Genomic DNA, 24,333 nt, shown 5'->3' with positions numbered 1-24,333 from the left:
GCCCCCGGGACGCCCGCCGCCCGGGGCGTGCCCACCCCCAAGGACCTCGCCACCCTCGGCCGCGGCCTCGCCGCCCAGCCCGCCGACCGCTCCGGCGGCTCCGGCAGCGGCCAGGGCGGCGCCTCCGGCCAGAGCAACGGCTCCGCCCTCGCCGCCAACGCCACCCTGCGCTGGTCCTCCGACAAGGGCTGGATCGAGCGCCCCGGCACCGGCGGGCCCGGCGAGCCCCCCGAGACCGCCGCGCTGCCGATGCTCGCCCAGCTCACCAGCGCCGAGCAGCGCTGGGCGGACCGCGAGGAGGACATCACCACCGTCGGCGGCGACCCCTTCGAGGTCGGCCAGGTCTTCGCCCGGCGCTGGGCCGAGCGCCTCACCGACGCCGTCCACCTCCAGCACCTCTCCGCCGAATACCCCCGCATCCCGCACCGCATCGACGGGGAGCTGCTGCGCTACGCCGCCCGCTTCGGCCTGCTCGCCCACAAGGACGACCAGATCGACGAGCACGACCGCTATGCCATCCGCGCCGGATTCTGGCGCGAGATCGACACCCGTACGGCGGCGGAGCGCGCTCCCGCAGGGGACTGAGCGGCACTCCGCCCGACCCGCGCCCCCCGGAGCCCGCCCCGGGCACGGGGGCGCGTACCCTCGTAGCTCGTGAGGACGGGCGTGAAAGAGGCGGCTCCAGCCGCCACGGTGTGCACCGTGCGCGGCCTGGTCAAGACCTATCCCGCCGCGCGCGGCCGGCGCGGCGCGCCCGGAACCGCCGCGGTCCGCGCCAGCGACGGCATCGACCTGGAGGTCCGCCGCGGCGAGATCTTCGGCCTGCTCGGCCCCAACGGCGCCGGCAAGTCCACCCTCGTCCGCCAGCTGACCGGCCTGCTCCGCCCCGACGAGGGCAGCGTCGAGCTCCTCGGCCACGACCTCGTGCGCCACCCCGAGCGCGCCGCCCGCCTCGTCGGCTACCTCGGCCAGCAGTCCACCGCGCTCGACGAGCTGACCGTCGCCCTCGCCGCCGAGACCACCGGCCGGCTCCGCGGCCTCACCCTGCGGGCGGCCCGCGAGGAGCGCGACGCCGTCCTCGACGAGCTGGGCCTCACCCCGCTCGCCGGGCGCCCCCTGAAGAAGCTCTCCGGCGGCCAGCGCCGCCTCGCCTGCTTCGCCGCCGCGCTCGTCGGCGACCGCCCCGTCCTCGTCCTCGACGAGCCCACCACCGGCATGGACCCCGTCGCGCGCCGCGCCGTCTGGGCCGCCGTCGACCGGCGGCGCGCCGAGCGCGGCGCGACCGTCGTGCTCGTCACCCACAACGTCATCGAGGCCGAGACCGTCCTCGACCGCGTCGCCGTGCTGGAGCGCGGCCGGATCATCGCCTGCGACACGCCCGCCGGGCTGAAGGAGCTCGTCGGCGACGAGGTCCGCGTCGAGCTCGTCTGGCGCGACCAGGCCCCCCTGCACGTCCCCGAGGTCGCGGCCCTGGGCGAGAGCGCGCAGACCGCCGGCCGGCGCTGGACGCTGCGGCTCGCCCCCGCCGAGGCGCGCGCCGCCGTCGCCGCGGTCACCGGCGGGCCCGCCTTCGCCGCGCTCGACGACTTCACCCTCACCACGCCCAGCCTGGAGGACGTCTACCTCGCGCTCGGCGGCCGCTCGGAAGGCGCGGAGGGGCTGGTGAAGGCGTGACCCGAGGCGTGTCGACCGGCTCGCCGACCGGACGGAACAGGAGCTGTGCCGGGTGAGTGCTGTATCCGCAGAGGCGGTGACCGCCGGGGCGGTCCGGACCGGGAGCGGGTCCCGGCCGCGGCCGGGCGGCGAGGACGCCGCCCCGCTCGCGCCCGCGGCGAAGCTGCTGCCCGCCCTGGCCGCCGTGTACCGCGCGCAGCTCTCGCGGGCCCGGGTCGCGCGGATCCCGCTGCTCTTCGTGGCGACGTTCCAGTCCGTCGGCATCATGATCATGATGCGGGGCGTGGTGGACGGCGGCGAGGAGGCGCGGGCCGTCGTGGCCGGCTCCAGCGTGCTCGTCGTCGCCTTCGTCGCCCTCAACCTCCTCGCCCAGTACTTCGGCCAGCTGCGCGCGAGCGGCGGCCTCGACCACTACGCGACGCTGCCCGTGCCGCCCGCCGCGGTGGTGCTGGGCGCGGCCGCCGCGTACGCCTCCTTCACCGTGCCCGGGACCGCCGTCACCGCGGTCGTGGGCAGCGCGCTCTTCGGCCTGCCGATGGGCAACCTGTGGGTGCTCGCCGCGGTCGTCCCGCTCTCCGGCGCGGCCCTCGCCGGGCTCGGCGCGGCCCTCGGGCTGCTCGCACCCCGCCAGGAGCTCGCCACGCTCTGCGGACAGCTCGGCATGTCGGCCGCGCTCCTGCTGGGCGTGCTGCCCGCCGCGCACATGCCCGCGCCCATCGCCTACGCGCGCGACCTGCTCCCCTCCACGTACGGAGTGGAGGCGCTCGCCCGCACCTTCGACGCGCGCCCCGACTGGGCCGTGGTCGCCGCCGACCTCGGCGTGTGCGCGGCCGTCGGCGTGGTGTCGCTGGCCGCGGCGACGTGGGCGTACCGCCGGGCGGCCGTGCGATGACGCGCCAGGACCGTCCTGCCGCCGGGTCCGCGGTCGCGACCTGGCACGATGACAGGGTGACCGCACCGCTGACGCCGCATGACCCGCCCTCGAACGAGCCCGGCCCCGGGGCCGGGGCCGGTCCTGACGCGGAGCACGGGCCCGTCCCCGCGGACGAGGCCGAGCGCCGTGCCGAGCTGCGCGCCGAACTGCGGCAGGCCGCGGTCGTCGCCGCGGCGGTGGCGGTCTCCGGCGTGCTGCTCGGGCTGCTGTGGGCGTGGCTGGCGCCGCGCGTCCCCCTCATCTCCGACGGCAAGGCCGTCTACCTGAAGAACAGCGAGGGCGAGCAGGCCATCGGCGCCGACGGCACGTTCGTGCTGCTGGCCCTCGGGCTCGGTGCGCTCAGCGGGGCCGTCGTCTTCTGGCTGCGGCGCCGCGGGGGCGTTCCGCTGGTGGTGGGGCTGGCGGCGGGCTCCTTCGCCGCCTCGGTGATCGCCTGGCGCCTGGGCATGTGGCTCGGCCCCACGTCCGACGTGGTGGCGGCGGCCCGCGCCGCGGGGCGCGGCGTCGTCTTCGACGCGCCGCTCAAGCTCGCGGCGAAGGGGGCGCTGCTGGCGTGGCCGCTCGCGGCGATGGCGTTGCACTTGGCTCTGACGGCGCTGTTCGGACCGCGGGACCCCGAACCGGAGCCGCACTGGGAGCCCGGGGAGCCGGGCGCTCCGGCCTGAGGCCGGTCCGGCACCGCCGGTCACCTCCGGCGGGGGTTGCGCGCCGCCGCGGCGGGGGAGAGTGCCCCGGTCCCGCCCTTTCACCGTTTCCTCCTGCGGAGGGCAGGCCTGGGCGGCCGCCCAGGACATCCCCCCGCCGCCACGGCGCATCACCACGACGGCGAGGGTCCGGCGGAATTCCCGGGCACCGGGGCGCCGGTACGTACCCCGGAACAGCCGGCCGGCTACGCCGGCCTGCGGCCGTGGTTGGCGCGGTTCTTCTTCAGGCGCCAGCGACGCTTGCGGGTGCGCTTCGACATGGGCGTCCCTCCCGAGTCGCGGGGGCGCACGCACGGCGGCCCGCTACCCGACGGTCGTAGCCCAGCGAAGGGCGGCCGTCCAGACCCCCCGCACCCGCGCGGTCACGCCCGGGCGATCGGCGCGATCACCGCGCCCGTGAGGGCGGCCAGGTCACCGGGCGAGAGCTCGACCTCCAGGCCCCGCCGCCCCGCCGAGACGCAGATGGTCGCGTGGGAGCGCGCGGAGGCGTCCAGCGCGGTCGGCAGCCGCCGGCGCTGTCCGAGCGGCGAGATGCCGCCCCGTACGTACCCGGTCGTGCGCTCCGCGGCCGCCGGGTCGGCCATCGCCGCCCGCTTGCCGCCGACGGCCGCGGCGAGGGCCTTCAGGTCGAGCGAGCCGGAGACGGGCACGACGGCGACCGTCAGCGCGCCGTCGACCTCGGCGACGAGGGTCTTGAAGACCTGCGCGGGATCCCGCCCGAGGGCCTCCGCGGCCTCCGTGCCGTAGGAGGCGGTGGCCGGGTCGTGGTCGTAGGAGTGCACGGTGAAGGCGGTCCCCGCCTTCTCCAGGGCGACGATGGCCGGGGTCGAGCCCGACCGCTGCTTGCGGGCCAAGAGTGCCGTTCCGTCCGGTCAGTTGGGGTTCGTCGGCTGCCGGGTCAGCTCCACGGCCGGCAGCGACGGGAGCTTACCGATCACCGCGGTTTCGGCGCGCAGCATTTTCAGCTCGCGCGCGAGCCGCGTCGCGGTGTCCGGCGTCTCCAGGAGCCGCTGCTTCGCCGGGACGTCGAGCATGGCCGCCGCGGCGACGAGGTAGGAGAGCACGGACGGGTCGCCCGGCAGGTCCGTCTGCCCGGCGAGCGTGCGCTCGGTCGCCCCGGCGAGCCGCTTCTGGTAGGCGCGGAAGGCCCGGACGACGCCGGAGGCCAGCGCGCCCGCCCCTTCGCCCTGCTGCTCCTCGACGTCCTCGACCTCGCCCGTCAGGTACGGCCCGGAGGCGTCGACGGACAGCAGCCGGAAGCGGGTGGTGCCGGTGGCGAGGACCTCGTACGTGCCGCCCGAGCGCTCCCGGATCGTGGCCGCCTCGGCCACGCAGCCCACGGTGTGGAACGCCTTGAGCGGGTCGGGGCCGAAGCCGGACGCCGGCCCGGGCTCGGGGCGCGCGCCCTCGGGCAGCCCGGGCGCCGTGGGCGCGACCTCGCTGCCGTCGCGGATGGCGACGACGCCGAAGCGCCGCGGAGCCTCCTCGGGGAGCGCCGACAGGTCGCGCATCAGCGCGCGGTAGCGCTGCTCGAAGACGTTCAGGGGCAGCACGAGGCCGGGGAACAGCACCGAGTTCAGCGGGAAGAGGGGCAGGCGCGCGGTGGTCACAGCCGGTAAGCCTAATGGCCTGTGCACCGTTGCCGCCCGGGCGTTCACTGCCGGCGCAGCAGCCGGGAGGCGCCCGCCGCCACGGTCGTCGCCAGCATCCAGCCGAGCAGGATGAGCACGGTGACCACCCACTGCGAGAGGCCCGTGGGCCGCCAGGCGCTGCCCTGCCCGAGGTCGATGACCGGCACGAGCAGGTCGAGGGAGTACAGCCAGGGGTTCCAGGCGGGGCCCTCGCCCGCCTTCAGCGGCGGCACGGGCCGCAGCGTGAAGTAGACGGTGGCGGCGGCCCACAGCACGGCCATCCACACGGCCGCCCGGCCGGGCCGGTAGCCGTAGGCCACCATCCAGTCCTGCAGGTAGCCCCAGGCCTTGCCGGCCGGGGGCAGCGTCTCGCGGCGGCGGCGCTGCTTGGCGAGCAGGACGGCGCGGGCGTCGGCGTCCTCGCCGCTGTCGCGCAGGGCGCTCGCCAGCTGCTCGTACGGCTCCGGCGCGTACTCCGGGGTGGCCGCGGCCACCCACTCCAGCCGCAGGCTCAAGGGGAAGCGGCCGAGCGGTATCAGCGTCTCGTAGGAGAAGCCGGCCATCACCAGGCTGCCGGGCCCGGGCCAGCTGTCGTAGCGGTCGACGAGGTTGGACACGCGGGCTCCCGAGAGCACCACGCGGCCGCGCTGCGCCCACTCGCCGAGGAAGCGCAGCTCGGGCGTCTGGATGCGGCGCAGCGACAGCTCCTGGTCGGCCTCCAGGGCGAACCGCGCCTCGCTGAAGTCGACGGCGTCGCCGAACCGGCCGTCGTCCAGCCGCACCCCGCCCCGGCACTCGAAGGCCTGGGTGCGGGTGCCGTGCGGCGGGGTGGCGGTGCCGTACGGGGGAGTGGTGCCGGTGGTGAACGGATAGCCGCGGACCCCGGCGCCCGTCAGATAGAGGGTGCGCTCGACGGTCAGCTGCGGGGCGTTGAAGGCGCGCCGGCCGTGGGGGTTGCTCAGCGTGGAGCCGCGCAGGCTCAGCGAGACCCCTATCGTCGCGGCCCGCATGCTCAGCTCGCCGTACGAGCGCATCATCTCCGCCTGCATGTCCTGACCGACGCTCATGCCGTCGGCGGCTATCGACACGCCGCGCCGGTCCGGGCGGACGACGAGCTGGTTGAGCAGCAGGTCGGTGCCTATCTGGGCGTCGGTGAGCCGTATGCCGCGCTGGACGACGCAGCGCGCCAGGTGCAGGTCGCCCTCGGCGCGCAGCCGGGCGGCCTCCAGCCGGGGGAGCGAGCAGGCGACGAGGCGCAGGGTGGTGAACTGGCTCTCGGGCAGGAGCACCTCCTGCTCGAAGCGGCAGTTGTGCATCTCGACGTAGGGCACGACCTTGCCGCCCGACAGGTCGAGGGTGCCGGTGATCTGCACGCCGTTGAGCTTGAGGGCGGTCACCCGGCCCGGCAGCGGGGCCGGGCCGTCCAGCAGCAGCAGGGCCACGACGCGGGCCCGCACGCTGCGCTCGGGGCCCCACGCGTGGGGGCCGCGCGGGTCGTTCCACTCGGGGCGGGGGGTGCGCAGGTCGTGGGTGCGGCCGGCGCGGAACGCCTTCCACATCGCCTGCTCGGTCTCGGTCAGCCCCAGCTCCGGCGGCGGGGTGCCGGCTCTCGGGTCGGTCACGCTCCGCACCCCCTCCCGTCACGCGCACCTCGGTGTACCCGTCCCATTCCCCTTGTGTGACCGGTTGAACACTCTCGGTGAAACACCTGTACCAGTGAGTGGTACGGGGCGCGGTGCGACGGGGCGGGTCTGAGACAATTACCGTGTGATCTCCCGAATCGATCTGCGCGGCGCCGCCTCCTCCGAGGCCGGTGTCGACCGCGACCTGCTGCCCCGAGCCGAACTCGACGTCGAGGCCGCCCTGGAGAAGGTGCGGCCCATCTGCGAGGACGTGCATCATCGCGGCACCGCGGCCCTGATCGACTACGCCCACCGGTTCGACGGCGTCACCCTCGACCGCATCCGGGTCCCCGCCGAGGCGATCACCCGCGCCCTCGAAGAGCTCGACCCGGCCGTCCGGGCCGCGCTGGAGGAGTCCATCCGCCGCGCCCGCATCGTCCACCGCGAGCAGCGGCGCACCGACACCACCGTCCAGGTCGTGCCCGGCGGCACCGTCACCGAGCGCTGGGTCCCCGTCCAGCGCGTCGGGCTGTACGTGCCGGGCGGCCGGTCCGTCTACCCCTCGTCCGTGATCATGAACGTGGTGCCGGCCCAGGAAGCCGGCGTCGGCTCCATGGCCGTCTCCTCCCCGCCCCAGGCCGCCTTCGGCGGTCTGCCGCACCCGACGATCCTGGCCGCCTGCGCGCTGCTCGGCATCGACGAGGTCTACGCGGCGGGCGGCGCCCAGGCCGTCGCCATGTTCGCCTACGGCACCGAGGAGTGCCGCCCGGTCAACATGGTCACCGGCCCGGGCAACATCTGGGTCGCCGCCGCCAAGCGGCTGCTCAAGGGCCGCATCGGCATCGACGCCGAGGCCGGCCCCACCGAGATCGCGATCCTCGCGGACGCCACCGCCGACCCCGTGCACGTCGCCGCCGACCTGATCAGCCAGGCCGAGCACGACCCGCTGGCCGCGTCCGTCCTCGTCACCGACTCCGAGGACCTCGCGAACGCGGTCGAGAAGGAGCTGGAGACCCAGGTCGCCGCGACCCGGCACGTCGAGGACCGCATCGTCCCCGCGCTCTCCGGCCGCCAGTCCGGCATCGTCCTGGTCGACTCCGTCGACCACGGCCTCGCCGTCGTGGACGCCTACGGCGCCGAGCACCTGGAGATCCAGACCGCGGACGCCGCGGCCGTCGCCGCCCGGGTGCGGAACGCCGGCGCGATCTTCGTCGGCCCGTACGCGCCGGTCTCCCTCGGCGACTACGCCGCCGGCTCCAACCACGTGCTGCCCACCGGCGGCTGCGCCTGCCACTCCTCCGGCCTGTCCGTCCAGTCCTTCCTGCGCGGCATCCACGTCGTGGACTACACGCGCGAGGCCCTGGCCGAGGTCGCGGGCCACGTGGTCACGCTCGCCGAGGCGGAGGACCTGCCGGCGCACGGCGCGGCGATCAAGGCGCGGTTCGAGTGGAAGGTGCCGGACGGGAAGGCGCCGGACGGAAAGTGACGCACGTGACGCACATGACCCGTATTGACGACCTCCCCATCCGGGACGAGCTGCGCGGCAAGTCCCCGTACGGCGCCCCCCAGCTCGACGTGCCCGTACGCCTCAACACCAACGAGAACCCCTACCCGCTGCCCGAGCCCCTCGTCGCCCGCATCGCCGAGCGCGTCGCCGAGGCCGCCCGGCACCTCAACCGCTACCCCGACCGGGACGCGGTCGAGCTCCGCACCCAGCTCGCCGCCTACCTCACCCGCACCGCGGGCCACGAGGTCGCCATGGCGAACGTCTGGGCGGCCAACGGCTCCAACGAAATCCTGCAGCAGCTGCTGCAGGCCTTCGGCGGGCCCGGCCGCACCGCGATCGGCTTCGAGCCCTCGTACTCGATGCACGCCCTGATCTCCCGCGGCACCGGCACCGGCTGGATCTCCGGCCCCCGCCGCGAGGACTTCACCATCGACGCCGAGGCGGCCGAGCGCGCCATCGCCGAGCACCGGCCCCACGTCGTCTTCATCTGCTCGCCCAACAACCCCACGGGCACCGCCGTCGAGGCGGAGACGGTCCTGCGGCTGTACGAGGCCGCGCAGGCGGCCCGGTCCTCGCTCGTCGTCGTGGACGAGGCCTACGGCGAGTTCAGCCACCGCCCCTCGCTGCTCCCGCTCATCGAGGGCCGGCCGAACCTCGTCGTCTCCCGCACCATGTCCAAGGCCTTCGGCGCCGCCGGGCTCCGCCTCGGCTACCTCGCCGCGGACCCCGCCGTCGTCGACGCCGTCCAGCTCGTGCGCCTGCCGTACCACCTGTCGGCCGTCACCCAGGCCACGGCGCTCGCCGCCCTGGAGCACACCGACACCCTGCTCGGCTACGTCGAACAGCTCAAGGCCGAGCGCGACCGCCTCGTCACCGAGCTGCGCGCCATGGGCTGCGAGGTGACCGACTCGGACGCCAACTTCGTGCAGTTCGGCCGGTTCGCGGACAGCCACGCCGCGTGGGAGGCCATCCTCGGCCACGGCGTGCTGGTCCGGGACAACGGCGTCCCCGGGTGGCTGCGCGTCACCGCCGGCACGCCCGAGGAGAACGACGCGTTCCTGGACGCGGTCCGCGCAGTACTTAAGGAGAACCACTCATGAGCCGCGTCGGGCGCGTCGAGCGCACCACCAAGGAGACCTCCGTCCTCGTCGAGATCGACCTCGACGGGACCGGGCAGGTCGACGTGTCGACAGGGGTCGGATTCTTCGACCACATGCTCGACCAGCTCGGCCGCCACGGCCTCTTCGACCTCACCGTCAAGACCGACGGCGACCTGCACATCGACACCCACCACACCATCGAGGACACCGCCCTCGCACTGGGTGCCGCCTTCAAGCAGGCCCTCGGCGACAAGGTGGGCATCTACCGCTTCGGCAACTGCACCGTGCCCCTGGACGAGTCCCTCGCCCAGGTCACCGTCGACCTCTCCGGCCGCCCCTACCTCGTGCACACCGAGCCCGAGAACATGGCGCCCATGATCGGCGCGTACGACACGACGATGACCCGGCACGTCCTGGAGTCCTTCGTCGCCCAGGCGCAGATCGCCCTGCACGTCCACGTCCCGTACGGGCGCAACGCCCACCACATCGTGGAGTGCCAGTTCAAGGCCCTCGCCCGGGCCCTGCGCTACGCGTGCGAGCGCGACGCGCGCGCGGCCGGGATCATTCCGTCGACGAAGGGTGCGCTCTGATGAACGGCCTGTCCACCACGCTCATCGTCGTCGGCCTGTTCCTGGTCGGCGGCATCATCTCCTTCCTCAAGCAGGGCATGCCCAAGAGCATCATCGTGCTCCTCGGCATAGGCGCCGCGATGTGCCTGACCGCCGGCACCCTCCGTATCGAAGGACTCTGGTCATGAGCGCCCCGAAGAAGAAGGTCGTCGTCTTCGACTACGGCTTCGGCAACGTCCGCTCCGCCGAGCGCGCCCTCGCCCACGTCGGCGCGGACGTCGAGATCACCGGCGACTACGAGACGGCCATGAACGCCGACGGCGTCCTCGTCCCCGGCGTCGGCGCGTTCGCCGCCTGCATGCAGGGCCTGCGCGCCGCCCGCGGCGACTGGATCGTCGGCCGCCGCCTCTCCGGCGGCCGCCCCGTGATGGGCATCTGCGTCGGCATGCAGATCCTCTTCGAGCGCGGCATCGAGCACGGCGTGGAGACCGAGGGCCTGGACGAGTGGCCCGGCGTCGTCGAGCCCCTCAAGGCGGACGTCGTCCCCCACATGGGCTGGAACACCGTCACCCCCGCCGCGGACTCCCAGCTCTTCGCCGGCCTCGACGCGGACACCCGCTACTACTTCGTGCACTCCTACGCGGTGCGCGAGTGGAGCCTTGAGGTGACCAACCCCAACATCCGCGCCCCGAAGGTCACCTGGGCCACGCACGGCGAGCCGTTCGTCGCCGCCGTGGAGAACGGCCCCCTGTGGGCCACCCAGTTCCACCCCGAGAAGTCCGGCGACGCCGGAGCCCAGCTCCTCACCAACTGGATCGGAACCCTGTGAGCAAGCTCGAACTCCTCCCCGCCGTCGACGTCCGCGACGGCCAGGCCGTACGCCTCGTCCACGGCGAGTCCGGCTCCGAGACGTCGTACGGCTCCCCCCTGGAGGCCGCCCTCGCCTGGCAGCGCTCCGGCGCCGAGTGGCTCCACCTCGTCGACCTGGACGCCGCCTTCGGCACCGGCGACAACCGCGAGCTCATCGCCCAGGTCGCCGGGGCGATGGACATCAAGGTCGAGCTGTCCGGCGGCATCCGCGACGACGCCTCGCTCGCCGCGGCCCTCGCCACCGGCTGCACCCGCGTCAACCTCGGCACCGCCGCCCTGGAGACCCCCGAGTGGGTCGCCAAGGTCATCGCCGAGCACGGCGACAAGATCGCGGTGGGCCTCGACGTCCGCGGCACCACCCTGCGCGGCCGCGGCTGGACCCGCGACGGCGGCGACCTCTACGAGACCCTCGCCCGCCTCGACCGCGAGGGCTGCGCCCGCTACGTCGTCACCGACATCGCCAAGGACGGCACCCTCCAGGGCCCCAACCTGGAGCTGCTGAAGAACGTCTGCGCCGCCACCGACAAGCCGGTCGTCGCCTCCGGCGGGGTTTCCTCCCTTGACGACCTGCGCGCGATCGCCAACCTGGTACCGGAGGGTGTCGAAGGCGCCATCGTCGGAAAGGCCCTCTACGCCAAGGCGTTCACCCTGGAAGAGGCCCTGGAGGCTGTGTCCGCATGACCGAAGCCGTGGAGCGTGTGCAGAGCGACAGTCCCTGGGAAGAGACCTTCGGTTGTGCGCGCGCGGTCGCGGCGGGAGACCGCGTGCTGGTCTCCGGCACCATGCCGTTCACCGGCACCGTGCTGCACGGCGAGGGCGATCCGTACGAACAGGCCAGGTCGGCCTTCGGCAACGCCCTCGCCGCGCTGAAGCGGTTCGGACTCGGCTCCGAGGCCGTCGTCCGCACCCGGATGTATCTGACCCACGCGCGTGACGTGGACGAGGTGGGCCGCGCCCACAAGGAGATCTTCGACGCGGTCCGCCCGGCGGCGACCCTGGTCGTCGTCTCCGGGTTCCTCGACTCGCGCGTGCTGGTCGAAGTAGAGCTGGAAGCGTACCGAGGAGCAACGAGCACATGACCCTGGCGGTCCGAGTCATCCCCTGCCTGGACGTCGACAACGGCCGGGTCGTCAAGGGCGTCAACTTCCAGAACCTGCGCGACGCGGGCGACCCCGTGGAGATGGCCAAGGTCTACGGGCAGGAGGGCGCCGACGAGCTCACGTTCCTCGACATCACCGCCTCCTCCGGCAACCGCGAGACCACCTACGACGTGGTGCGCCGCACCGCCGAGCAGGTCTTCATCCCGCTGACCGTCGGCGGCGGCGTCCGCACCGCGGCCGACGTCGACAAGCTGCTGCGGGCCGGCGCCGACAAGGTGGGCGTCAACACCGCGGCCATCGAGCGGCCCGAGCTGATCCGCGAGATCGCCGAGCGCTTCGGCCGGCAGGTGCTGGTCCTGTCGGTCGACGCCCGCCGCACCCCGTCGGGCGGCTTCGAGGTCACCACGCACGGCGGGCGCCGCGGCACCGGCCTCGACGCCGTCGAGTGGGCGCACCGCGCGGCCGAGCTCGGCGCCGGCGAGATCCTGCTGAACTCCATGGACGCCGACGGCACGAAGGACGGCTACGACACCGAGATGATCACGGCCGTGCGCAAGCACGTCACGGTGCCGGTCATCGCGAGCGGCGGCGCGGGCCGCCTGGAGCACTTCGCCCCGGCGGTGGCGGCGGGCGCGGACGCGGTCCTGGCCGCGTCGGTCTTCCACTTCGGCGACCTGCGCATTGCCGACGTCAAGACGGCACTGCGGGAGTCGGGCCACCCGGTCCGCTAGGCCGCGGCGTGCCGTGCGGCCACCCCCGGCCGGGCCGAAGCCCCGCCCGGACGGCCCCGGCTAGTCGCGTAGCAGAAGGAAGATCGCCCCGACCACCAGCGCCAGGACGATCGCCCCGATCCCGTACGCGAGGCGATGGTGCCGCAGCACCGGCAGGTACGCGTCGGCCGCGTACCGGCCCGGGCCCGTGAGCGCGAGCGCCGCCGCCGAGACGGCGACCAGGAGGGTGAACTCCACGCCCTTCGGCAGCAGGAACCCGCCCTCCCAGGTCACGCCGAGCGCATTGACCATCGTGCCCAGCACGGCGGCCGCCGCGAGCGGCGTGAGCAGTCCGAGGAAGAGGCCCGCGCCGCCGAGCGCCTCGCTCAGGCCCGCGACGACCGCCATCACCCTGGGCGCGGGATAGCCCCAGGACTCGAAGGCCTTCGCGGTCCCGTCGAGGCCGGGGCCGTCGAACCAGCCGAACAGCTTCTGCGTGCCGTGCGCCATCATGATGATGCCGAGCATCATCCGCAGGAGCAGGACCCCGAGCGAGAAGCCGGCCCCGAGGGGCGCGGCGGCGGCAGGGGCGTGGCGGGCGGATCTGCTGGCGTAGTCCATGGCGGGCACCTCTTCGGGTCGGGGCCGGGGCGGGCCCTCAGATTCCCAGCTGTGCCGCCTCCAGCTTCGCCACCGCGTCCTTGTCGCCCTCCAGCTCCACCCGTGCGGCGGCCTGGCGGCCGAAGGCGAACAGCGTCAGCTCGCCCGGTTCGCCGGTGACGGTCACCACGGGGGCGCCGCGCCGGGCGACCGCCGTGCGGCCGTCGGGCCGGCGCAGGACCAGGCCGGCGGGGGAGCGCCGGCCGAGCATCCGCGCCACCCGCTCCAGGCGGGTCCACAGCGCGTCCGCGAAGACCGGGTCCACCTCGCGCGGGGCCCAGTCCTCCTGGGCCCGGCGCACGTCCTCGGCGTGCACGTAGAACTCGACGGTGTTGGCGGCCTCGTCGATCTGCTTGAGGGCGTACGGCGACAGGCGTGGCGGCCCGGTGCGGATGAGCTGGATCAGCTCCTCGTACGGCTTGGCGGCGAACTCCGCCTGCACCCGCTCCAGGCGCGCGGCCAGGGGCTTGAAGACGATCCCGGCGGCGGCATCGGAGCGGCGCTCGCGCACGACGACGTGGGCCGCCAGATCACGCGTCCGCCAGCCGCCGCAGAGCGTCGGGGCGTTCGGGCCCGCCGACTCCAACAGATCGGCGAGGAGCAGACGTTCGCGCTGGGCGTGGGTCGACATGGCGCCACCCTACGGCCGGCGCCCCGCCGCTGCCACGCCCCGCGGCTACTTGGGCAGGGGCGCGTCCATCTTCTGGCCGCCCTGCGAGACGCTCAGCGTCATCGAGCACGTGATCTGGTCCTGGCCGCGGGAGTAGGTGACCGGGGTCGGGTAGAGCACGTACGAGTAGTAGTTCTTGCCGTCGGATATGGAGCGCATCCGGTCCTGTGCGTCCTTCTTGCACATTTCCCGGGCCTTCGTCTGGATGTCCAGCTCGGAGTCGAACTTGCCGGTCAGGGTCTCGTTGGCGATGACCTCGCCGTCGTGCGGACCGCTGCAGGGCTTCGTCTTGACCTCGCTGATGCCGGTGGACATGCGCGGGTGGTCGAAGCACTGGCCGGGCTTGAGGACCACGTACGGCACGCGGGAGACCGAGGAGGACGAGGAGGACGCGGACGGGTCGGGAACCGACGGGTCGTTGCCCGGGCCGCCCGTGCCGCCGGGGTCGGCGCTCGGCGCGGAAGGCGCGGCCGAGGGGCTCGCCGAGCCCTTGGCGACCGGGCCGTCCTTCTTGTCCTTGCCGCCGGCGGTCAGCAGGAGGCCGCCCGCGACGAGGCCGACGACCAGCACGCCGCCGATGACGATCGCGGCGACCTTCGCGCCCTTGTTGCCCGAGGGCGGCGGAGGGGGCGGCATCGGCGGGGCGAACTGCTGCCCGTACTGCTGCTGGCCGTACTGGCCGAAGCCCGGCTGCTGTCCCGGCTGACCGAAGCCCGGCTGCTGACCCGGCTGTCCGTACCCCTGCGGCGCTTGCGGCTGTCCGTAGGGCTGGGCGGGCGGCTGGGCTGACGGCGGCCCGAACTGCTGCGGCGGGCCGAACCCACCGCCGCCACCGGGCGGCTGCGGGGAGTTCGAGGGCGGAGTACTCATGGGCGAAGCATGCCGTACGCCACTGACACTCCCGCCCGGGGGGTCCCGGCCCGCCCGCGCGGCAGAATGGACCCATGACCGGCAACACCGCCCCCGCCTCCTCCCTGGACCCCGCCATCGCCGCCCGCCTCAAGCGCAGCGCCGACGGGCTCGTCCCCGCCATCGCCCAGCAGTACGACACCGGCGAGGTGCTCATGCTCGGCTGGATGGACGACGAGGCGCTCCACCGCACGCTCACCACCGGCCGCTGCACGTACTGGAGCCGCAGCCGCCGGGAGTACTGGGTCAAGGGCGACACGTCCGGACACGTCCAGCACGTGAAGTCCGTCGCCCTCGACTGCGACGCGGACACCCTCCTGGTCAAGGTCGACCAGGTCGGCGCCGCCTGCCACACAGGCGACCGCACCTGTTTCGATGCCGGTGTCCTCCCGCTGGGCCAGTAGGCTCCGCTGCCATGGCTGCCACGACCACCGGTGACGTCACCCCGGACGCCGAGACCTTCCGTACGCTCGCGAAGGACCGCCGGGTCATCCCCGTCACCCGGCGCTTCCTCGCCGACGGCGACACGCCCGTCGGCCTCTACCGCAAGCTCGCCGCCGAGCGGCCGGGCACGTTCCTGCTGGAGTCCGCCGAGAACGGCCGCACCTGGTCGCGCTACTCCTTCGTGGGCGTCCGCAGCGCCGCGACCCTCACCGCGCGCGAGGGCCGGACGCACTGGCTGGGCACCCCGCCCGTCGGCGTGCCCACCGGCGGCGACCCGCTGGAGGCGCTGCGCGCCACCGTGGCCGCCCTGCACACCCCGCGCGACCTCATGGAGGGCGCCGGGCTGCCGCCCTTCACCGGCGGCATGGTGGGCTACCTCGGCTACGACGTCGTCCGCCGCCTGGAGAAGATCGGCGAGCACGGCGGCGAGGACCGCGACCCGCTCGGCCTGCCCGAGCTCACCATGCTCCTCACCTCCGACCTCGCCGTCCTCGACCACTGGAACGGCACCGTCCTGCTGATCGCCAACGCGATCAACCACAACGACCTCGACAGCGGCGTGGACGAGGCGTACGCCGACGCCGTCGCCCGGCTGGACGCCATGGCCGCCGACCTCCACCGGCCCGCGCCCTCGTCCCCGGCGCCCCTGCCGCCCTCCGAGCTGCCCGCGTACACCGCCCGCTGGGGCGGCCCCGACTACATGGCGGCCGTCGAGGACATCAAGGAGCGCATCCGCGCCGGCGAGGCCTTCCAGGTCGTGCCCTCGCAGCGCTTCGAGACGCCCTGCACGGCCTCCGCGCTCGACGTCTACCGCGTGCTGCGGGCCACGAACCCCAGCCCGTACATGTACCTCTTCCGCTTCGACGGGTTCGACGTCGTCGGCTCCAGCCCCGAGGCGCTCGTCAAGGTCGAGGACGGGCACGCCATGGTGCACCCCATCGCCGGCACCCGGCCGCGCGGCGCCACCCCGCAGGTGGACGCCGCGCTCGCCGAGGAGCTCCTCGGCGACGCCAAGGAGCGCGCCGAGCACCTGATGCTCGTCGACCTCGGCCGCAACGACCTCGGGCGGGTCTGCGAGCCCGGCAGCGTCGAGGTCGTCGACTTCATGTCGATCGAGCGCTACAGCCACGTGATGCACATCGTCTCCACCGTCACCGGCCGCCTGGCCGCCGGGCGCACCGCCTTCGACGTGCTCACCGCCTGCTTCCCCGCCGGCACGCTCTCCGGCGCGCCCAAGCCGCGGGCCATGCAGATCATCGAGGAGCTGGAGCCGTCGCGGCGCGGCCTGTACGGCGGCTGCGTCGGCTACCTGGACTTCGCCGGGGACTCCGACACCGCCATCGCCATCCGCACCGCCGTCCTGAAGGACGGCACCGCCTACGTCCAGGCCGGCGCCGGCGTCGTCGCCGACTCCGACCCGGCGGCGGAGGACGCGGAGTGCCGCAACAAGGCCGCGGCGGTGCTGCGCGCCGTGCACTCGGCGAACCGGCTCGCCTAGCGCGACCCCGGCGGCACCGCAAACTCACCCACAAGGGATAGTGGACCCGTGAGGACTGGAAGAACCGTAGGCGCCGCGCTGCTCCTGGGCGCGGCCGGAGCCGCCCTCGCCCTGCTCGCGGGCGGCCGCACCTGGGCCGAGGGCACGACGACCGTCGCGCAGAGCACCGTGACCAAGCACGTCAGCGGCCAGGACGTCACGGGCCTGCCCGGCGCCCTGGCCGTCGTCGGCCTCGCCGCCCTCGTCGCGGTCTTCGCCGTGCGCGGCATCTGGCGCACCGTCGTGGCGGCCGGCCTCGTCCTCGCGGGCGCCGGCGTCGTGGCCGCGGCGGTCACCGGCGCGGGCGACACCTCCGCCCTGGAGGAGCAGGCCGCCAAGGCCAATGGCCTCACCAGCGGCGCCGTCGACCACGTCACCCACACCGCCTGGCCCTGGGTCGCCCTCGCCGGCGGCGTCCTGCTGCTGCTCGCCGGCCTGCTGGCCCTGCGCCACGGCCGCCACTGGCCGGCCATGTCCGGCCGCTACGAGCGCGACGGCACCCCCCGCCCGCGCCGCGCCCGGACCGCCCCGGACCCCGAGCGCCCCGAGGAGCTGTGGAAGGCCCTCGACCGCGGCGAGGACCCCACGGGCGCGTGACACGCCCCACTGCCTCCCCCGGCTCCCCCCGGATCGAGGCGGCCCCGGCCGTCGGGGAGAATGACCATCAGCGTTTTCCGCGCCCGCCGGGCGCGCCACAGCAACGAGGAGTCTTAGTCATGGCGGATGCGCACCACGGACACACCCCGGCCGCCTGGACCGGTGTCACGATCGCCTTCATCGGCTTCTGCGTCGCGGGTGCCTTCATGGTGGCCGCGAAGCCGGTCGGCTTCTGGGCCGGCATGGTCCTCATCGCGGTCGGCGGCATCGTCGGCGGCATCATGAGCATGATGGGCATGGGCCAGGGCAAGAAGGCTCCCCTGAAGGTGGTCGGGCAGGCCGGCCGGAGCTGACGCTCCGCGCTCCGCAGACCCCCAAGGCGCGGCCCGGCCCCGTACGCCCCCCGTACGACGGTCCTGAGCTGCGCCTTCGTGCTACCGGCCGGAGACTGGGCGTGTGAAGGGCTGGACGAGGGGCCGGGCAGGGGCCGCCGCGCGCCGGCTGGCCGCCCCGCTGGGCGTCGCGGCCTGCCTCGCCGCGGCCGCCGGCTACGTCGCGGCCGTGGACCCCAACCGCCCCGGCCGCTACCCCGCCTGCCCCCTGCTGCGCTGCACCGGCCTGTACTGCCCCGGCTGCGGCGGGCTGCGCGGCGTGCACGCCCTCGCCCACGGCGACCTCGCGGGCGCGCTCGGGGCGAACGCCCTGGCCGTCGCCGCGTACGCCGCGTTCGCCGTCTTCTGGTGCGTGTGGTTCACCAGGGCCCTACGAGGCCGCGGGGGCGTGTCGCTGTCGCCGCGCGCCCGCCATTGGTGGGGCCTGGGCGCCCTGGTCGTGCTCTTCACCGTCGCGCGGAACCTGCCCGTGGGCGCCGCCCTCGCTCCCTAGCGGGTGTCCGGGGGGCGTCCACAGGATGGGACCCGCGTCAACCGGATGCGAAACCTTCGCCCGGCGGCAAGTACCATCGCAGTGCCTGGTGGGGGAGGATTCCCGCCGCACCAGCCCAGACCATCCGAGTCCGGAAGGGGGCCGCTCGCGTGAGTGTGCTCGACGAGATCATCGAGGGCGTCCGTGCCGACCTCGCGGAGCGGCAGGCGCGCGTCAGCCTCGACGAGCTCAAGGAGCGGGCTGCCAAGGCGCCGCAGGCCAAGGACGGTGTCGCCGCCCTCCGCGGCGAGAACGTCGGCGTGATCTGCGAGGTCAAGCGGTCCAGCCCCTCCAAGGGCGCGCTCGCCGCCATCGCCGACCCGGCCGGCCTCGCCGCCGACTACGAGGCGGGCGGCGCGTCCGTCATCAGCGTGCTGACCGAGCAGCGCCGCTTCGGCGGCTCGCTGGCCGACCTGGAGGCCGTCCGCGCCCGGGTCGACATCCCCGTCCTGCGCAAGGACTTCATCGTCACCGCCTACCAGCTGTGGGAGGCCCGCGCCTACGGCGCCGACCTGGCCCTGCTGATCGTCGCCGCGCTGGAGCAGGAGGCCCTGGTCTCCCTCATCGAGCGCGCCGAGTCCATCGGCCTCACGCCGCTGGTCGAGGTGCACGACGAGGAGGAGGTCCAGCGCGCGGTCGACGCCGGCGCGCGGATCATCGGCGTCAACGCCCGCAACCTCAAGACCCTTGAGGTGGACCGGGGCAACTTCGCCCGGGTCGCCCCGGAGATCCCGGACGGCATCATCAAGATCGCCGAGTCCGGCGTGCGCGGCCCGCACGACCTCATCGCCTACGCCAACGACGGCGCCGACGCCGTGCTGGTGGGCGAGTCCCTGGTCACCGGCCGCGACCCCAAGGGAGCCGTCGCCGACCTGGTCGCCGCCGGCGCGCACCCGGCGCTGCGGCACGGGCGGGGCTGACCGGCCATGATCGCGTACGCACGGCTCGCCCGCGGCTGCAGGCCGCGCGGCTGCCGTGCGCCCGCGCGGCGCGTCCTCGGGCGCCGCGTGCGGTACCACATCGGCTGTGAGCCGGGTCAGATCAACGGGATGCGATGGCGCGGCACCGCCGCACCGTAGCTTCCTGTCATCGCCGGGTGCGGCGCAGTCGCGCCTGCGGCGGGCCGTTCCGCCCGCCGTCACCCGGAATCCTCACAGACCTGTTCGAGGAGTACATCCGTGTCCTCTGACTTCTTCACCCCGGACCCCGAAGGCCGAGTGCCCAACGCCTCCGGCTACTTCGGCGCGTTCGGCGGGAAGTTCATCCCCGAGGCCCTCGTCGCCGCCGTCGACGAGGTCGCCGCCGAGTACGAGAAGGCCAAGGCCGACCCCGCCTTCGCCGCCGAACTCGCCGACCTGATGGTCAACTACACCGGCCGCCCCAGCGCCCTCACCGAGGTGCCGCGCTTCGCCGCGCACGCCGGGGGCGCCCGCGTCTTCCTCAAGCGCGAGGACCTCAACCACACCGGCTCGCACAAGATCAACAACGTGCTGGGCCAGGCCCTGCTCACCAAGCGCATGGGCAAGACCCGCGTCATCGCCGAGACCGGCGCCGGCCAGCACGGCGTCGCCACCGCCACCGCCTGCGCCCTCTTCGGCCTCGACTGCACCATCTACATGGGCGAGGTCGACACCGAGCGTCAGGCGCTGAACGTCGCCCGCATGCGGATGCTCGGCGCCGAGGTCATCGCCGTGAAGTCCGGCAGCCGCACCCTGAAGGACGCCATCAACGAGGCGTTCCGCGACTGGGTCGCCAACGTCGACCGCACCCACTACCTCTTCGGCACGGTCGCGGGCCCCCACCCCTTCCCGGCCCTCGTCCGCGACTTCCACCGCGTCATCGGCGTCGAGGCCCGCCGCCAGATCCTGGAGCGCGCCGGCCGCCTGCCGGACGCCGCCGTGGCCTGCGTCGGCGGCGGCTCCAACGCCATCGGCCTCTTCCACGCCTTCCTCCCCGACGAGGGCGTGCGCCTGATCGGGTGCGAGCCCGGCGGCCACGGCCTCGCCACCGGCGAGCACGCGGCCACCCTCACCGCCGGCACCCCCGGCATCCTGCACGGCTCCCGCTCCTACGTCCTGCAGGACGAGGACGGCCAGATCACCGAGCCGTACTCGATCTCGGCCGGCCTCGACTACCCCGGCATCGGCCCCGAGCACTCCTACCTCAAGGACACCGGCCGCGCCGAGTACCGCGCCGTCACCGACGACGAGGCCATGCAGGCCCTGCGCCTGCTCTCCCGCACCGAGGGCATCATCCCGGCCATCGAGAGCGCGCACGCGCTGGCCGGAGCCCTGGAAGTCGGCCGCGAGCTCGGCGAGGACGGGCTGATCCTCGTCAACCTCTCCGGCCGCGGCGACAAGGACATGGACACCGCAGCCCGCTACTTCGGGCTGTACGACGCTTCGGGGGAGAAGTAATGGCCGGCAACATCGAACTGCTCAGCTCCGTCCTGGCCGCGGCGAAGGCGGAGAACCGCGCCGCCCTCGTCGGCTACCTCCCCGCCGGCTTCCCCACCGTGGACGACGGCGTACGGGCCGTCACGGCCATGCTCGACGGCGGCTGCGACGTCGTGGAGGTCGGCCTGCCGCACAGCGACCCCGTCCTCGACGGCCCGGTCATCCAGACCGCCGACGACATCGCCCTGCGCGGCGGCGTCAAGATCGTGGACGTCATCCGCACCGTGAAGGAGGCGCACGAGATCACGGGCGCCCCCGTGCTGTGCATGACGTACTGGAACCCGGTCGACGCCTACGGCGTGGAGCGGTTCGCCGCCGACCTCGCGGCCGCCGGTGGCGCGGGCTGCATCCTGCCCGACCTGCCCGTCGAGGAGTCCGAGGCCTGGCGCAAGGCCGCCGAGCAGCACGGCCTCGCCACCGTCTTCGTGGTCGCCCCCAGCAGCCGCGACGAGCGCCTCGCCAAGATCACGGCGGCGGGCAGCGGCTTCGTCTACGCGGCCTCGCTGATGGGCGTCACCGGCACCCGCGAGTCCGTGGGCAACGAGGCGCAGGACCTGGTGCGGCGCACGCGCGCGGTCACCGGGCTGCCGGTCTGCGTCGGCCTCGGCGTCTCCAACGCCGCCCAGGCCGCGGAGGTCGCGGCCTTCGCCGACGGCGTGATCGTCGGCTCGGCCTTCGTCAAGCGGCTCCTGGACGCACCCGACCCGGAGAGCGGCCTGGCCGCCGTCCGCGCCCTCGCGGGCGAGCTGGCCGAGGGCGTGCGCAAGCGCGGGTAACCCTTTCGCGCGGGTAACTCTTTTGAAGGAACCGGCGAGCGGGGGCGCGCTGCGGCGCGCCCCCGGTTCGTTGTAGGGGGATGTGAGCCAGAAGAACTCGGACGGTAAGCGCAGCGCCCGCGAGCGGCTGCAGGAACAGCGGCAGCGCGAAGAGGCCCGGAGCAGGCGCAGGCGCACGCTGATCGCCGCCGCGGCCGTCGTCGCCGTGCTCGGCGCGGGCGCCGGCATCGCGGCGGTCGTCGCGAGCTCGGGCGGCGAGAAGAAGGAGGCCGCCGGCCCGCTCGTCGCCCCCCAGGGCGCCACCGGCAAGGACAGCGTCACCATCCCCGTCGGCAAGCCCGCCGCGAAGGCCACCCTCGTCGTCTACGAGGACTTCCGCTGCCCCGCGTGCGCGCAGTTCGAGAACGGCTTCCGGGACACGGTCAACCAGCTGGAGCAGAAGGGCGAGCTCAAGGCCGAGTACCACATCGTCACCCTGATCGACGCCAACCTCGGCGGCAGCGGCTCGCTCAACGCCGCCAACGCCGCGGCCTGCGCCCAGGACGGCGGGAAGTTCTCCGCCTACCACGACCTGCTCTACAAGAACCAGCCGCCGGAGACGGACGACGCCTTCGGTAAGAAGGCGCGCCTGCTGGAGCTGGCCGGCCAGGTGCCCGGGCTGGACACGCCCGCCTTCCGCACGTGCGTGGACGACGGCACGCACGACAGCTGGGTGAAGAAGTCCCACGAGGCCTTCGGCAAGACGTCCTACCGCGCCACCCCGACCGTGCTGCTGAACGGCAAGAGCATCTACGGCGACCCCGCCAACCCCCTCACGCCGGACAAGCTGCGGCAGATGGTGGCCGAGGCCGCGAAGGGCTGAGCGGGCGGGCAGGGGCGTTACGCAGCTGTTGCGCCGGGTGGGTTGCCGTTCCGTCGCCCCGGCAGGGTAGCGTCGGGGATGTCATGGAACTCGCATACATTCCCAGCCCCTCGACCGGCGTGCTCCACCTCGGCCCGGTCCCGCTGCGCGGCTATGCCTTCTGCATCATCATCGGCGTCTTCGTGGCGGTCTGGCTGGGCAACCGGCGGTGGATCGCCCGCGGCGGACGGGCGGGGACGGTGGCGGACATCGCCGTCTGGGCGGTGCCCTTCGGGCTCGTCGGCGGCCGGCTCTACCACGTCATCACCGACTACGAGCTGTACTTCGGCGAGGGCCGCAACTGGGTCAATTCCTTCAAGATCTGGGAGGGCGGCCTCGGCATCTGGGGCGCGGTCGCGCTCGGCGCGGTCGGTGCGTGGATCGGCTGCCGGCGCCGCGGCATCCCGCTGCCGGCCTGGGCGGACGCCCTCGCGCCCGGCATCGCCGTGGCCCAGGCGATCGGCCGCTGGGGCAACTGGTTCAACCAGGAGCTCTACGGCAGGCCGACGGACCTGCCGTGGGCGCTGAAGATCGACGCGGACCCGGCGATCGGCCGGGTGGCGGGCACGTACCACCCGACGTTCCTGTACGAGTCGCTGTGGTGCCTGCTGGTCGCGGCCCTGGTGATCTGGGCGGACCGCCGCTTCACGCTCGGGCACGGGCGCGCGTTCGCGCTGTACGTGGCCTCGTACACGGTGGGCCGCTTCTGGTTCGAGTACCTGCGCGTCGACGACGCGCACCACGTGCTGGGGCTCCGGCTCAACGGCTGGACGTCGATCGTGGTGTTCGTGGCGGCTGTCGCCTACATGATCATCTCCGCGAAGAGGGTCCCTGGCCGGGAGCGCGTGGTGGAACCGGCGGTTGACGGTGACGCGCCCGCGGAGGACGCGTCCCCCGAAAAGAAGAAGGTCTGACGGGACGCTCGGCACCGCCGGAACCCGCCGCAGTGGCTGATCGCCGCCGCGGCGGGTTTTTCGCGCCTGCGGCGCGACCACTTGCCGCAGGCAAGAAAGACCCGCCGCGACGGCGATCAGCCCCCACCGGGGAGCCCGGCGGTGCCGAACGGGCCCGAGCCCGCAGGGCGACCGTCGCCGGCAGGCAAGAAGCCCCCGCCGCCGCGGCGCGTAACCCCCACCGGGGTCACCGGCGGTGCCGAACCGGCCTCAACGCGTACGTTCTGCCAGGTCAGCAAGGCCTTACTTGCTAGCGGATCATCGTGTTCGTGCGTACCTTCGAAGCCATCGGGGGGCGCACGGGCAAGCCGTCACGCCCCGGCGAAGGGAGCGAACCGGAGATGTCTGTCCTGGAAGCCGTCGCGGCACCGCACATAGCGCACCGCGACAACCACACCCACCGCGACGTGAACGGCGGCTGGCTCCGCCCCGCGGTGTTCGGTGCCATGGACGGGCTGGTCTCCAACGTCGCGCTCATGGCGGGCGTGGCGGGCGGATCGGCCTCCTCCGAGACGATCGTCATCGCGGGCCTGGCCGGCCTCGCCGCCGGCGCGTTCTCGATGGCCGCCGGCGAGTACACCTCCGTCGCCTCGCAGCGCGAGCTCGTCCTCGCCGAGCTGGACGTGGAGCGCCGCGAGCTGCACAAGCACCCGGCCGACGAGCTGGCGGAGCTGGCCGCGCTCTACGAGTCGCGGGGCGTGGAGCCCAAACTGGCGATGGAGGTCGCCATGCAGCTCTCCCGCGACCCGGAGCAGGCGCTGGAGATCCACGCCCGCGAGGAGCTCGGCATCGATCCCTCCGACCTTCCGTCGCCGATGACCGCCGCCGTGTCGTCGTTCGGCTCGTTCGCGCTGGGCGCGCTGCTGCCCCTGCTGCCGTACCTGCTGGGGGCCACGGCCCTGTGGCCGGCCGTGCTGCTGGCGCTGCTCGGCCTGTTCGCCTGCGGCGCCGTCGTGGCGCGGGTGACGGCCCGCTCGTGGTGGTACAGCGGCCTGCGCCAGCTGTTCCTGGGCGCCGCGGCGGCGGGTGTGACTTACGCCCTCGGTATTGCCTTCGGCACCGCCCTCGGATAATGCTTATGCGGG

Annotated in this window: 29 protein-coding genes and 1 pseudogene; 24 read left to right on the top strand and 6 right to left on the bottom strand. The window is 74.0% G+C overall.

Features of this window, described 5'->3' with window-relative positions:
- The 4 genes and pseudogenes from ACSNOH_RS10945 to ACSNOH_RS10930 form a co-directional block, all read left to right on the top strand.
- Positions 1 to 585, top strand: a pseudogene (locus ACSNOH_RS10945) (NYN domain-containing protein); the annotation flags it as partial.
- Between the two features lie 108 nt (positions 586 to 693).
- Entirely contained in the window at positions 694 to 1,674 is a 981-nt protein-coding gene (locus ACSNOH_RS10940) for an ABC transporter ATP-binding protein (RefSeq protein ID WP_436721071.1), read from the top strand.
- Positions 1,675 to 1,726: 52 nt separating this feature from the next.
- Entirely contained in the window at positions 1,727 to 2,566 is an 840-nt protein-coding gene (locus ACSNOH_RS10935; RefSeq protein ID WP_436721068.1) for an ABC transporter permease, read from the top strand.
- Positions 2,567 to 2,622: 56 nt separating this feature from the next.
- Entirely contained in the window at positions 2,623 to 3,273 is a 651-nt protein-coding gene (locus ACSNOH_RS10930; RefSeq protein WP_436721067.1) for a hypothetical protein, read from the top strand.
- A gap of 401 nt (positions 3,274 to 3,674) precedes the next feature.
- Here ACSNOH_RS10930 and ybaK read toward each other — a convergent pair whose 3' ends face one another.
- Genes ybaK through ACSNOH_RS10915 form a run of 3 tightly spaced genes read right to left on the bottom strand, consistent with a single transcriptional unit; the run spans position 3,675 to position 6,565 of the window.
- Complete coding sequence (gene ybaK / locus ACSNOH_RS10925; RefSeq protein ID WP_436721066.1) at positions 3,675 to 4,166, bottom strand: Cys-tRNA(Pro) deacylase; 492 nt, start codon at positions 4,164 to 4,166, stop codon at positions 3,675 to 3,677.
- 18 nt (positions 4,167 to 4,184) lie between these two features.
- On the bottom strand, positions 4,185 to 4,922 hold the full coding sequence (locus tag ACSNOH_RS10920; RefSeq protein WP_436721065.1) for an LON peptidase substrate-binding domain-containing protein: 738 nt from the start codon (positions 4,920 to 4,922) through the stop codon (positions 4,185 to 4,187).
- A gap of 44 nt (positions 4,923 to 4,966) precedes the next feature.
- Positions 4,967 to 6,565: an oxidoreductase gene (locus ACSNOH_RS10915; protein ID WP_436721064.1), complete on the bottom strand. Its 1,599-nt coding sequence runs from the start codon at positions 6,563 to 6,565 to the stop codon at positions 4,967 to 4,969.
- A gap of 145 nt (positions 6,566 to 6,710) precedes the next feature.
- On the opposite strand from ACSNOH_RS10915, the gene hisD reads away from it, so the two are divergent.
- Genes hisD through hisF form a run of 8 tightly spaced genes read left to right on the top strand, consistent with a single transcriptional unit; the run spans position 6,711 to position 12,442 of the window.
- Positions 6,711 to 8,051, top strand: a complete 1,341-nt coding sequence (gene hisD, locus ACSNOH_RS10910) for a histidinol dehydrogenase (RefSeq protein ID WP_436721063.1) — start codon at positions 6,711 to 6,713, stop codon at positions 8,049 to 8,051.
- A gap of 14 nt (positions 8,052 to 8,065) precedes the next feature.
- Positions 8,066 to 9,172, top strand: coding sequence for a histidinol-phosphate transaminase (locus ACSNOH_RS10905; protein WP_436721070.1), 1,107 nt, complete (start codon positions 8,066 to 8,068; stop codon positions 9,170 to 9,172).
- Positions 9,169 to 9,762, top strand: a complete 594-nt coding sequence (gene hisB / locus ACSNOH_RS10900; protein WP_436721062.1) for an imidazoleglycerol-phosphate dehydratase HisB — start codon at positions 9,169 to 9,171, stop codon at positions 9,760 to 9,762. The genes ACSNOH_RS10905 and hisB overlap by 4 nt, the downstream gene beginning before the upstream one ends.
- The gene (locus ACSNOH_RS10895) at positions 9,762 to 9,929 is read left to right on the top strand and encodes a hypothetical protein (RefSeq protein WP_436721061.1); all 168 of its coding nucleotides are present in this window, start codon (positions 9,762 to 9,764) and stop codon (positions 9,927 to 9,929) included. Before hisB ends, ACSNOH_RS10895 begins: the two co-directional genes overlap by 1 nt.
- Positions 9,926 to 10,570, top strand: a complete 645-nt coding sequence (gene hisH / locus ACSNOH_RS10890) for an imidazole glycerol phosphate synthase subunit HisH (protein ID WP_436721060.1) — start codon at positions 9,926 to 9,928, stop codon at positions 10,568 to 10,570. Before ACSNOH_RS10895 ends, hisH begins: the two co-directional genes overlap by 4 nt.
- On the top strand, positions 10,567 to 11,292 hold the full coding sequence (gene priA / locus ACSNOH_RS10885) for a bifunctional 1-(5-phosphoribosyl)-5-((5-phosphoribosylamino)methylideneamino)imidazole-4-carboxamide isomerase/phosphoribosylanthranilate isomerase PriA (protein WP_436721059.1): 726 nt from the start codon (positions 10,567 to 10,569) through the stop codon (positions 11,290 to 11,292). The genes hisH and priA overlap by 4 nt, the downstream gene beginning before the upstream one ends.
- Complete coding sequence (locus ACSNOH_RS10880; protein WP_436721058.1) at positions 11,289 to 11,690, top strand: RidA family protein; 402 nt, start codon at positions 11,289 to 11,291, stop codon at positions 11,688 to 11,690. The genes priA and ACSNOH_RS10880 overlap by 4 nt, the downstream gene beginning before the upstream one ends.
- Positions 11,687 to 12,442: an imidazole glycerol phosphate synthase subunit HisF gene (hisF, locus tag ACSNOH_RS10875; RefSeq protein WP_436721057.1), complete on the top strand. Its 756-nt coding sequence runs from the start codon at positions 11,687 to 11,689 to the stop codon at positions 12,440 to 12,442. Before ACSNOH_RS10880 ends, hisF begins: the two co-directional genes overlap by 4 nt.
- A 60-nt stretch (positions 12,443 to 12,502) precedes the next feature.
- Here the strand turns inward: hisF and ACSNOH_RS10870 are convergent, their stop codons facing one another.
- From ACSNOH_RS10870 to ACSNOH_RS10860, 3 genes are read right to left on the bottom strand one after another with little or no spacing between them, the layout of a single operon-like run.
- Complete coding sequence (locus ACSNOH_RS10870) at positions 12,503 to 13,042, bottom strand: DoxX family protein (RefSeq protein WP_436721056.1); 540 nt, start codon at positions 13,040 to 13,042, stop codon at positions 12,503 to 12,505.
- 37 nt (positions 13,043 to 13,079) lie between these two features.
- A complete protein-coding gene (locus tag ACSNOH_RS10865; RefSeq protein ID WP_436721055.1) occupies positions 13,080 to 13,712 on the bottom strand; it encodes a TIGR03085 family metal-binding protein in 633 nt (210 codons plus the stop codon).
- A gap of 45 nt (positions 13,713 to 13,757) precedes the next feature.
- Positions 13,758 to 14,621: a hypothetical protein gene (locus ACSNOH_RS10860; RefSeq protein WP_436721054.1), complete on the bottom strand. Its 864-nt coding sequence runs from the start codon at positions 14,619 to 14,621 to the stop codon at positions 13,758 to 13,760.
- Between the two features lie 74 nt (positions 14,622 to 14,695).
- On the opposite strand from ACSNOH_RS10860, the gene hisI reads away from it, so the two are divergent.
- The 12 genes from hisI to ACSNOH_RS10800 all read left to right on the top strand — a co-directional run bounded on the left by hisI (position 14,696) and on the right by ACSNOH_RS10800 (position 24,321).
- On the top strand, positions 14,696 to 15,064 hold the full coding sequence (gene hisI, locus ACSNOH_RS10855; RefSeq protein WP_391830942.1) for a phosphoribosyl-AMP cyclohydrolase: 369 nt from the start codon (positions 14,696 to 14,698) through the stop codon (positions 15,062 to 15,064).
- 11 nt (positions 15,065 to 15,075) lie between these two features.
- Positions 15,076 to 16,602, top strand: a complete 1,527-nt coding sequence (locus tag ACSNOH_RS10850) for an anthranilate synthase component I (protein ID WP_436721053.1) — start codon at positions 15,076 to 15,078, stop codon at positions 16,600 to 16,602.
- Positions 16,603 to 16,650: 48 nt separating this feature from the next.
- The gene (locus ACSNOH_RS10845) at positions 16,651 to 17,238 is read left to right on the top strand and encodes a TIGR02234 family membrane protein (RefSeq protein WP_436721052.1); all 588 of its coding nucleotides are present in this window, start codon (positions 16,651 to 16,653) and stop codon (positions 17,236 to 17,238) included.
- Positions 17,239 to 17,357: 119 nt separating this feature from the next.
- Complete coding sequence (locus ACSNOH_RS10840; protein ID WP_436721051.1) at positions 17,358 to 17,591, top strand: HGxxPAAW family protein; 234 nt, start codon at positions 17,358 to 17,360, stop codon at positions 17,589 to 17,591.
- A 103-nt stretch (positions 17,592 to 17,694) separates the two neighbouring features.
- Positions 17,695 to 18,123: a DUF2752 domain-containing protein gene (locus ACSNOH_RS10835; RefSeq protein ID WP_436721050.1), complete on the top strand. Its 429-nt coding sequence runs from the start codon at positions 17,695 to 17,697 to the stop codon at positions 18,121 to 18,123.
- Between the two features lie 149 nt (positions 18,124 to 18,272).
- On the top strand, positions 18,273 to 19,082 hold the full coding sequence (gene trpC, locus ACSNOH_RS10830; protein WP_436721049.1) for an indole-3-glycerol phosphate synthase TrpC: 810 nt from the start codon (positions 18,273 to 18,275) through the stop codon (positions 19,080 to 19,082).
- A 6-nt stretch (positions 19,083 to 19,088) separates the two neighbouring features.
- Positions 19,089 to 19,241, top strand: coding sequence for a tryptophan biosynthesis modulator TrpM (gene trpM / locus ACSNOH_RS10825; RefSeq protein WP_436721048.1), 153 nt, complete (start codon positions 19,089 to 19,091; stop codon positions 19,239 to 19,241).
- 99 nt (positions 19,242 to 19,340) lie between these two features.
- A complete protein-coding gene (gene trpB / locus ACSNOH_RS10820; RefSeq protein WP_436721047.1) occupies positions 19,341 to 20,579 on the top strand; it encodes a tryptophan synthase subunit beta in 1,239 nt (412 codons plus the stop codon).
- The gene (trpA, locus tag ACSNOH_RS10815) at positions 20,579 to 21,394 is read left to right on the top strand and encodes a tryptophan synthase subunit alpha (RefSeq protein WP_436721046.1); all 816 of its coding nucleotides are present in this window, start codon (positions 20,579 to 20,581) and stop codon (positions 21,392 to 21,394) included. Before trpB ends, trpA begins: the two co-directional genes overlap by 1 nt.
- Before the next feature lie 82 nt (positions 21,395 to 21,476).
- The gene (locus ACSNOH_RS10810) at positions 21,477 to 22,256 is read left to right on the top strand and encodes a DsbA family protein (RefSeq protein WP_436721045.1); all 780 of its coding nucleotides are present in this window, start codon (positions 21,477 to 21,479) and stop codon (positions 22,254 to 22,256) included.
- 83 nt (positions 22,257 to 22,339) lie between these two features.
- Positions 22,340 to 23,209, top strand: coding sequence for a prolipoprotein diacylglyceryl transferase (lgt, locus tag ACSNOH_RS10805; RefSeq protein ID WP_436721044.1), 870 nt, complete (start codon positions 22,340 to 22,342; stop codon positions 23,207 to 23,209).
- A gap of 380 nt (positions 23,210 to 23,589) precedes the next feature.
- Entirely contained in the window at positions 23,590 to 24,321 is a 732-nt protein-coding gene (locus tag ACSNOH_RS10800) for a VIT1/CCC1 transporter family protein (RefSeq protein WP_436721069.1), read from the top strand.
- Positions 24,322 to 24,333: the final 12 nt, after the last annotated feature.

The organism is Streptomyces sp. URMC 127, assembly GCF_051386535.1.
GTDB lineage: Bacteria > Actinomycetota > Actinomycetes > Streptomycetales > Streptomycetaceae > Streptomyces.
The sequence above is the reverse complement of the archived record's forward strand: the minus strand, read 5'-3'. Positions and strand labels throughout refer to the sequence as shown.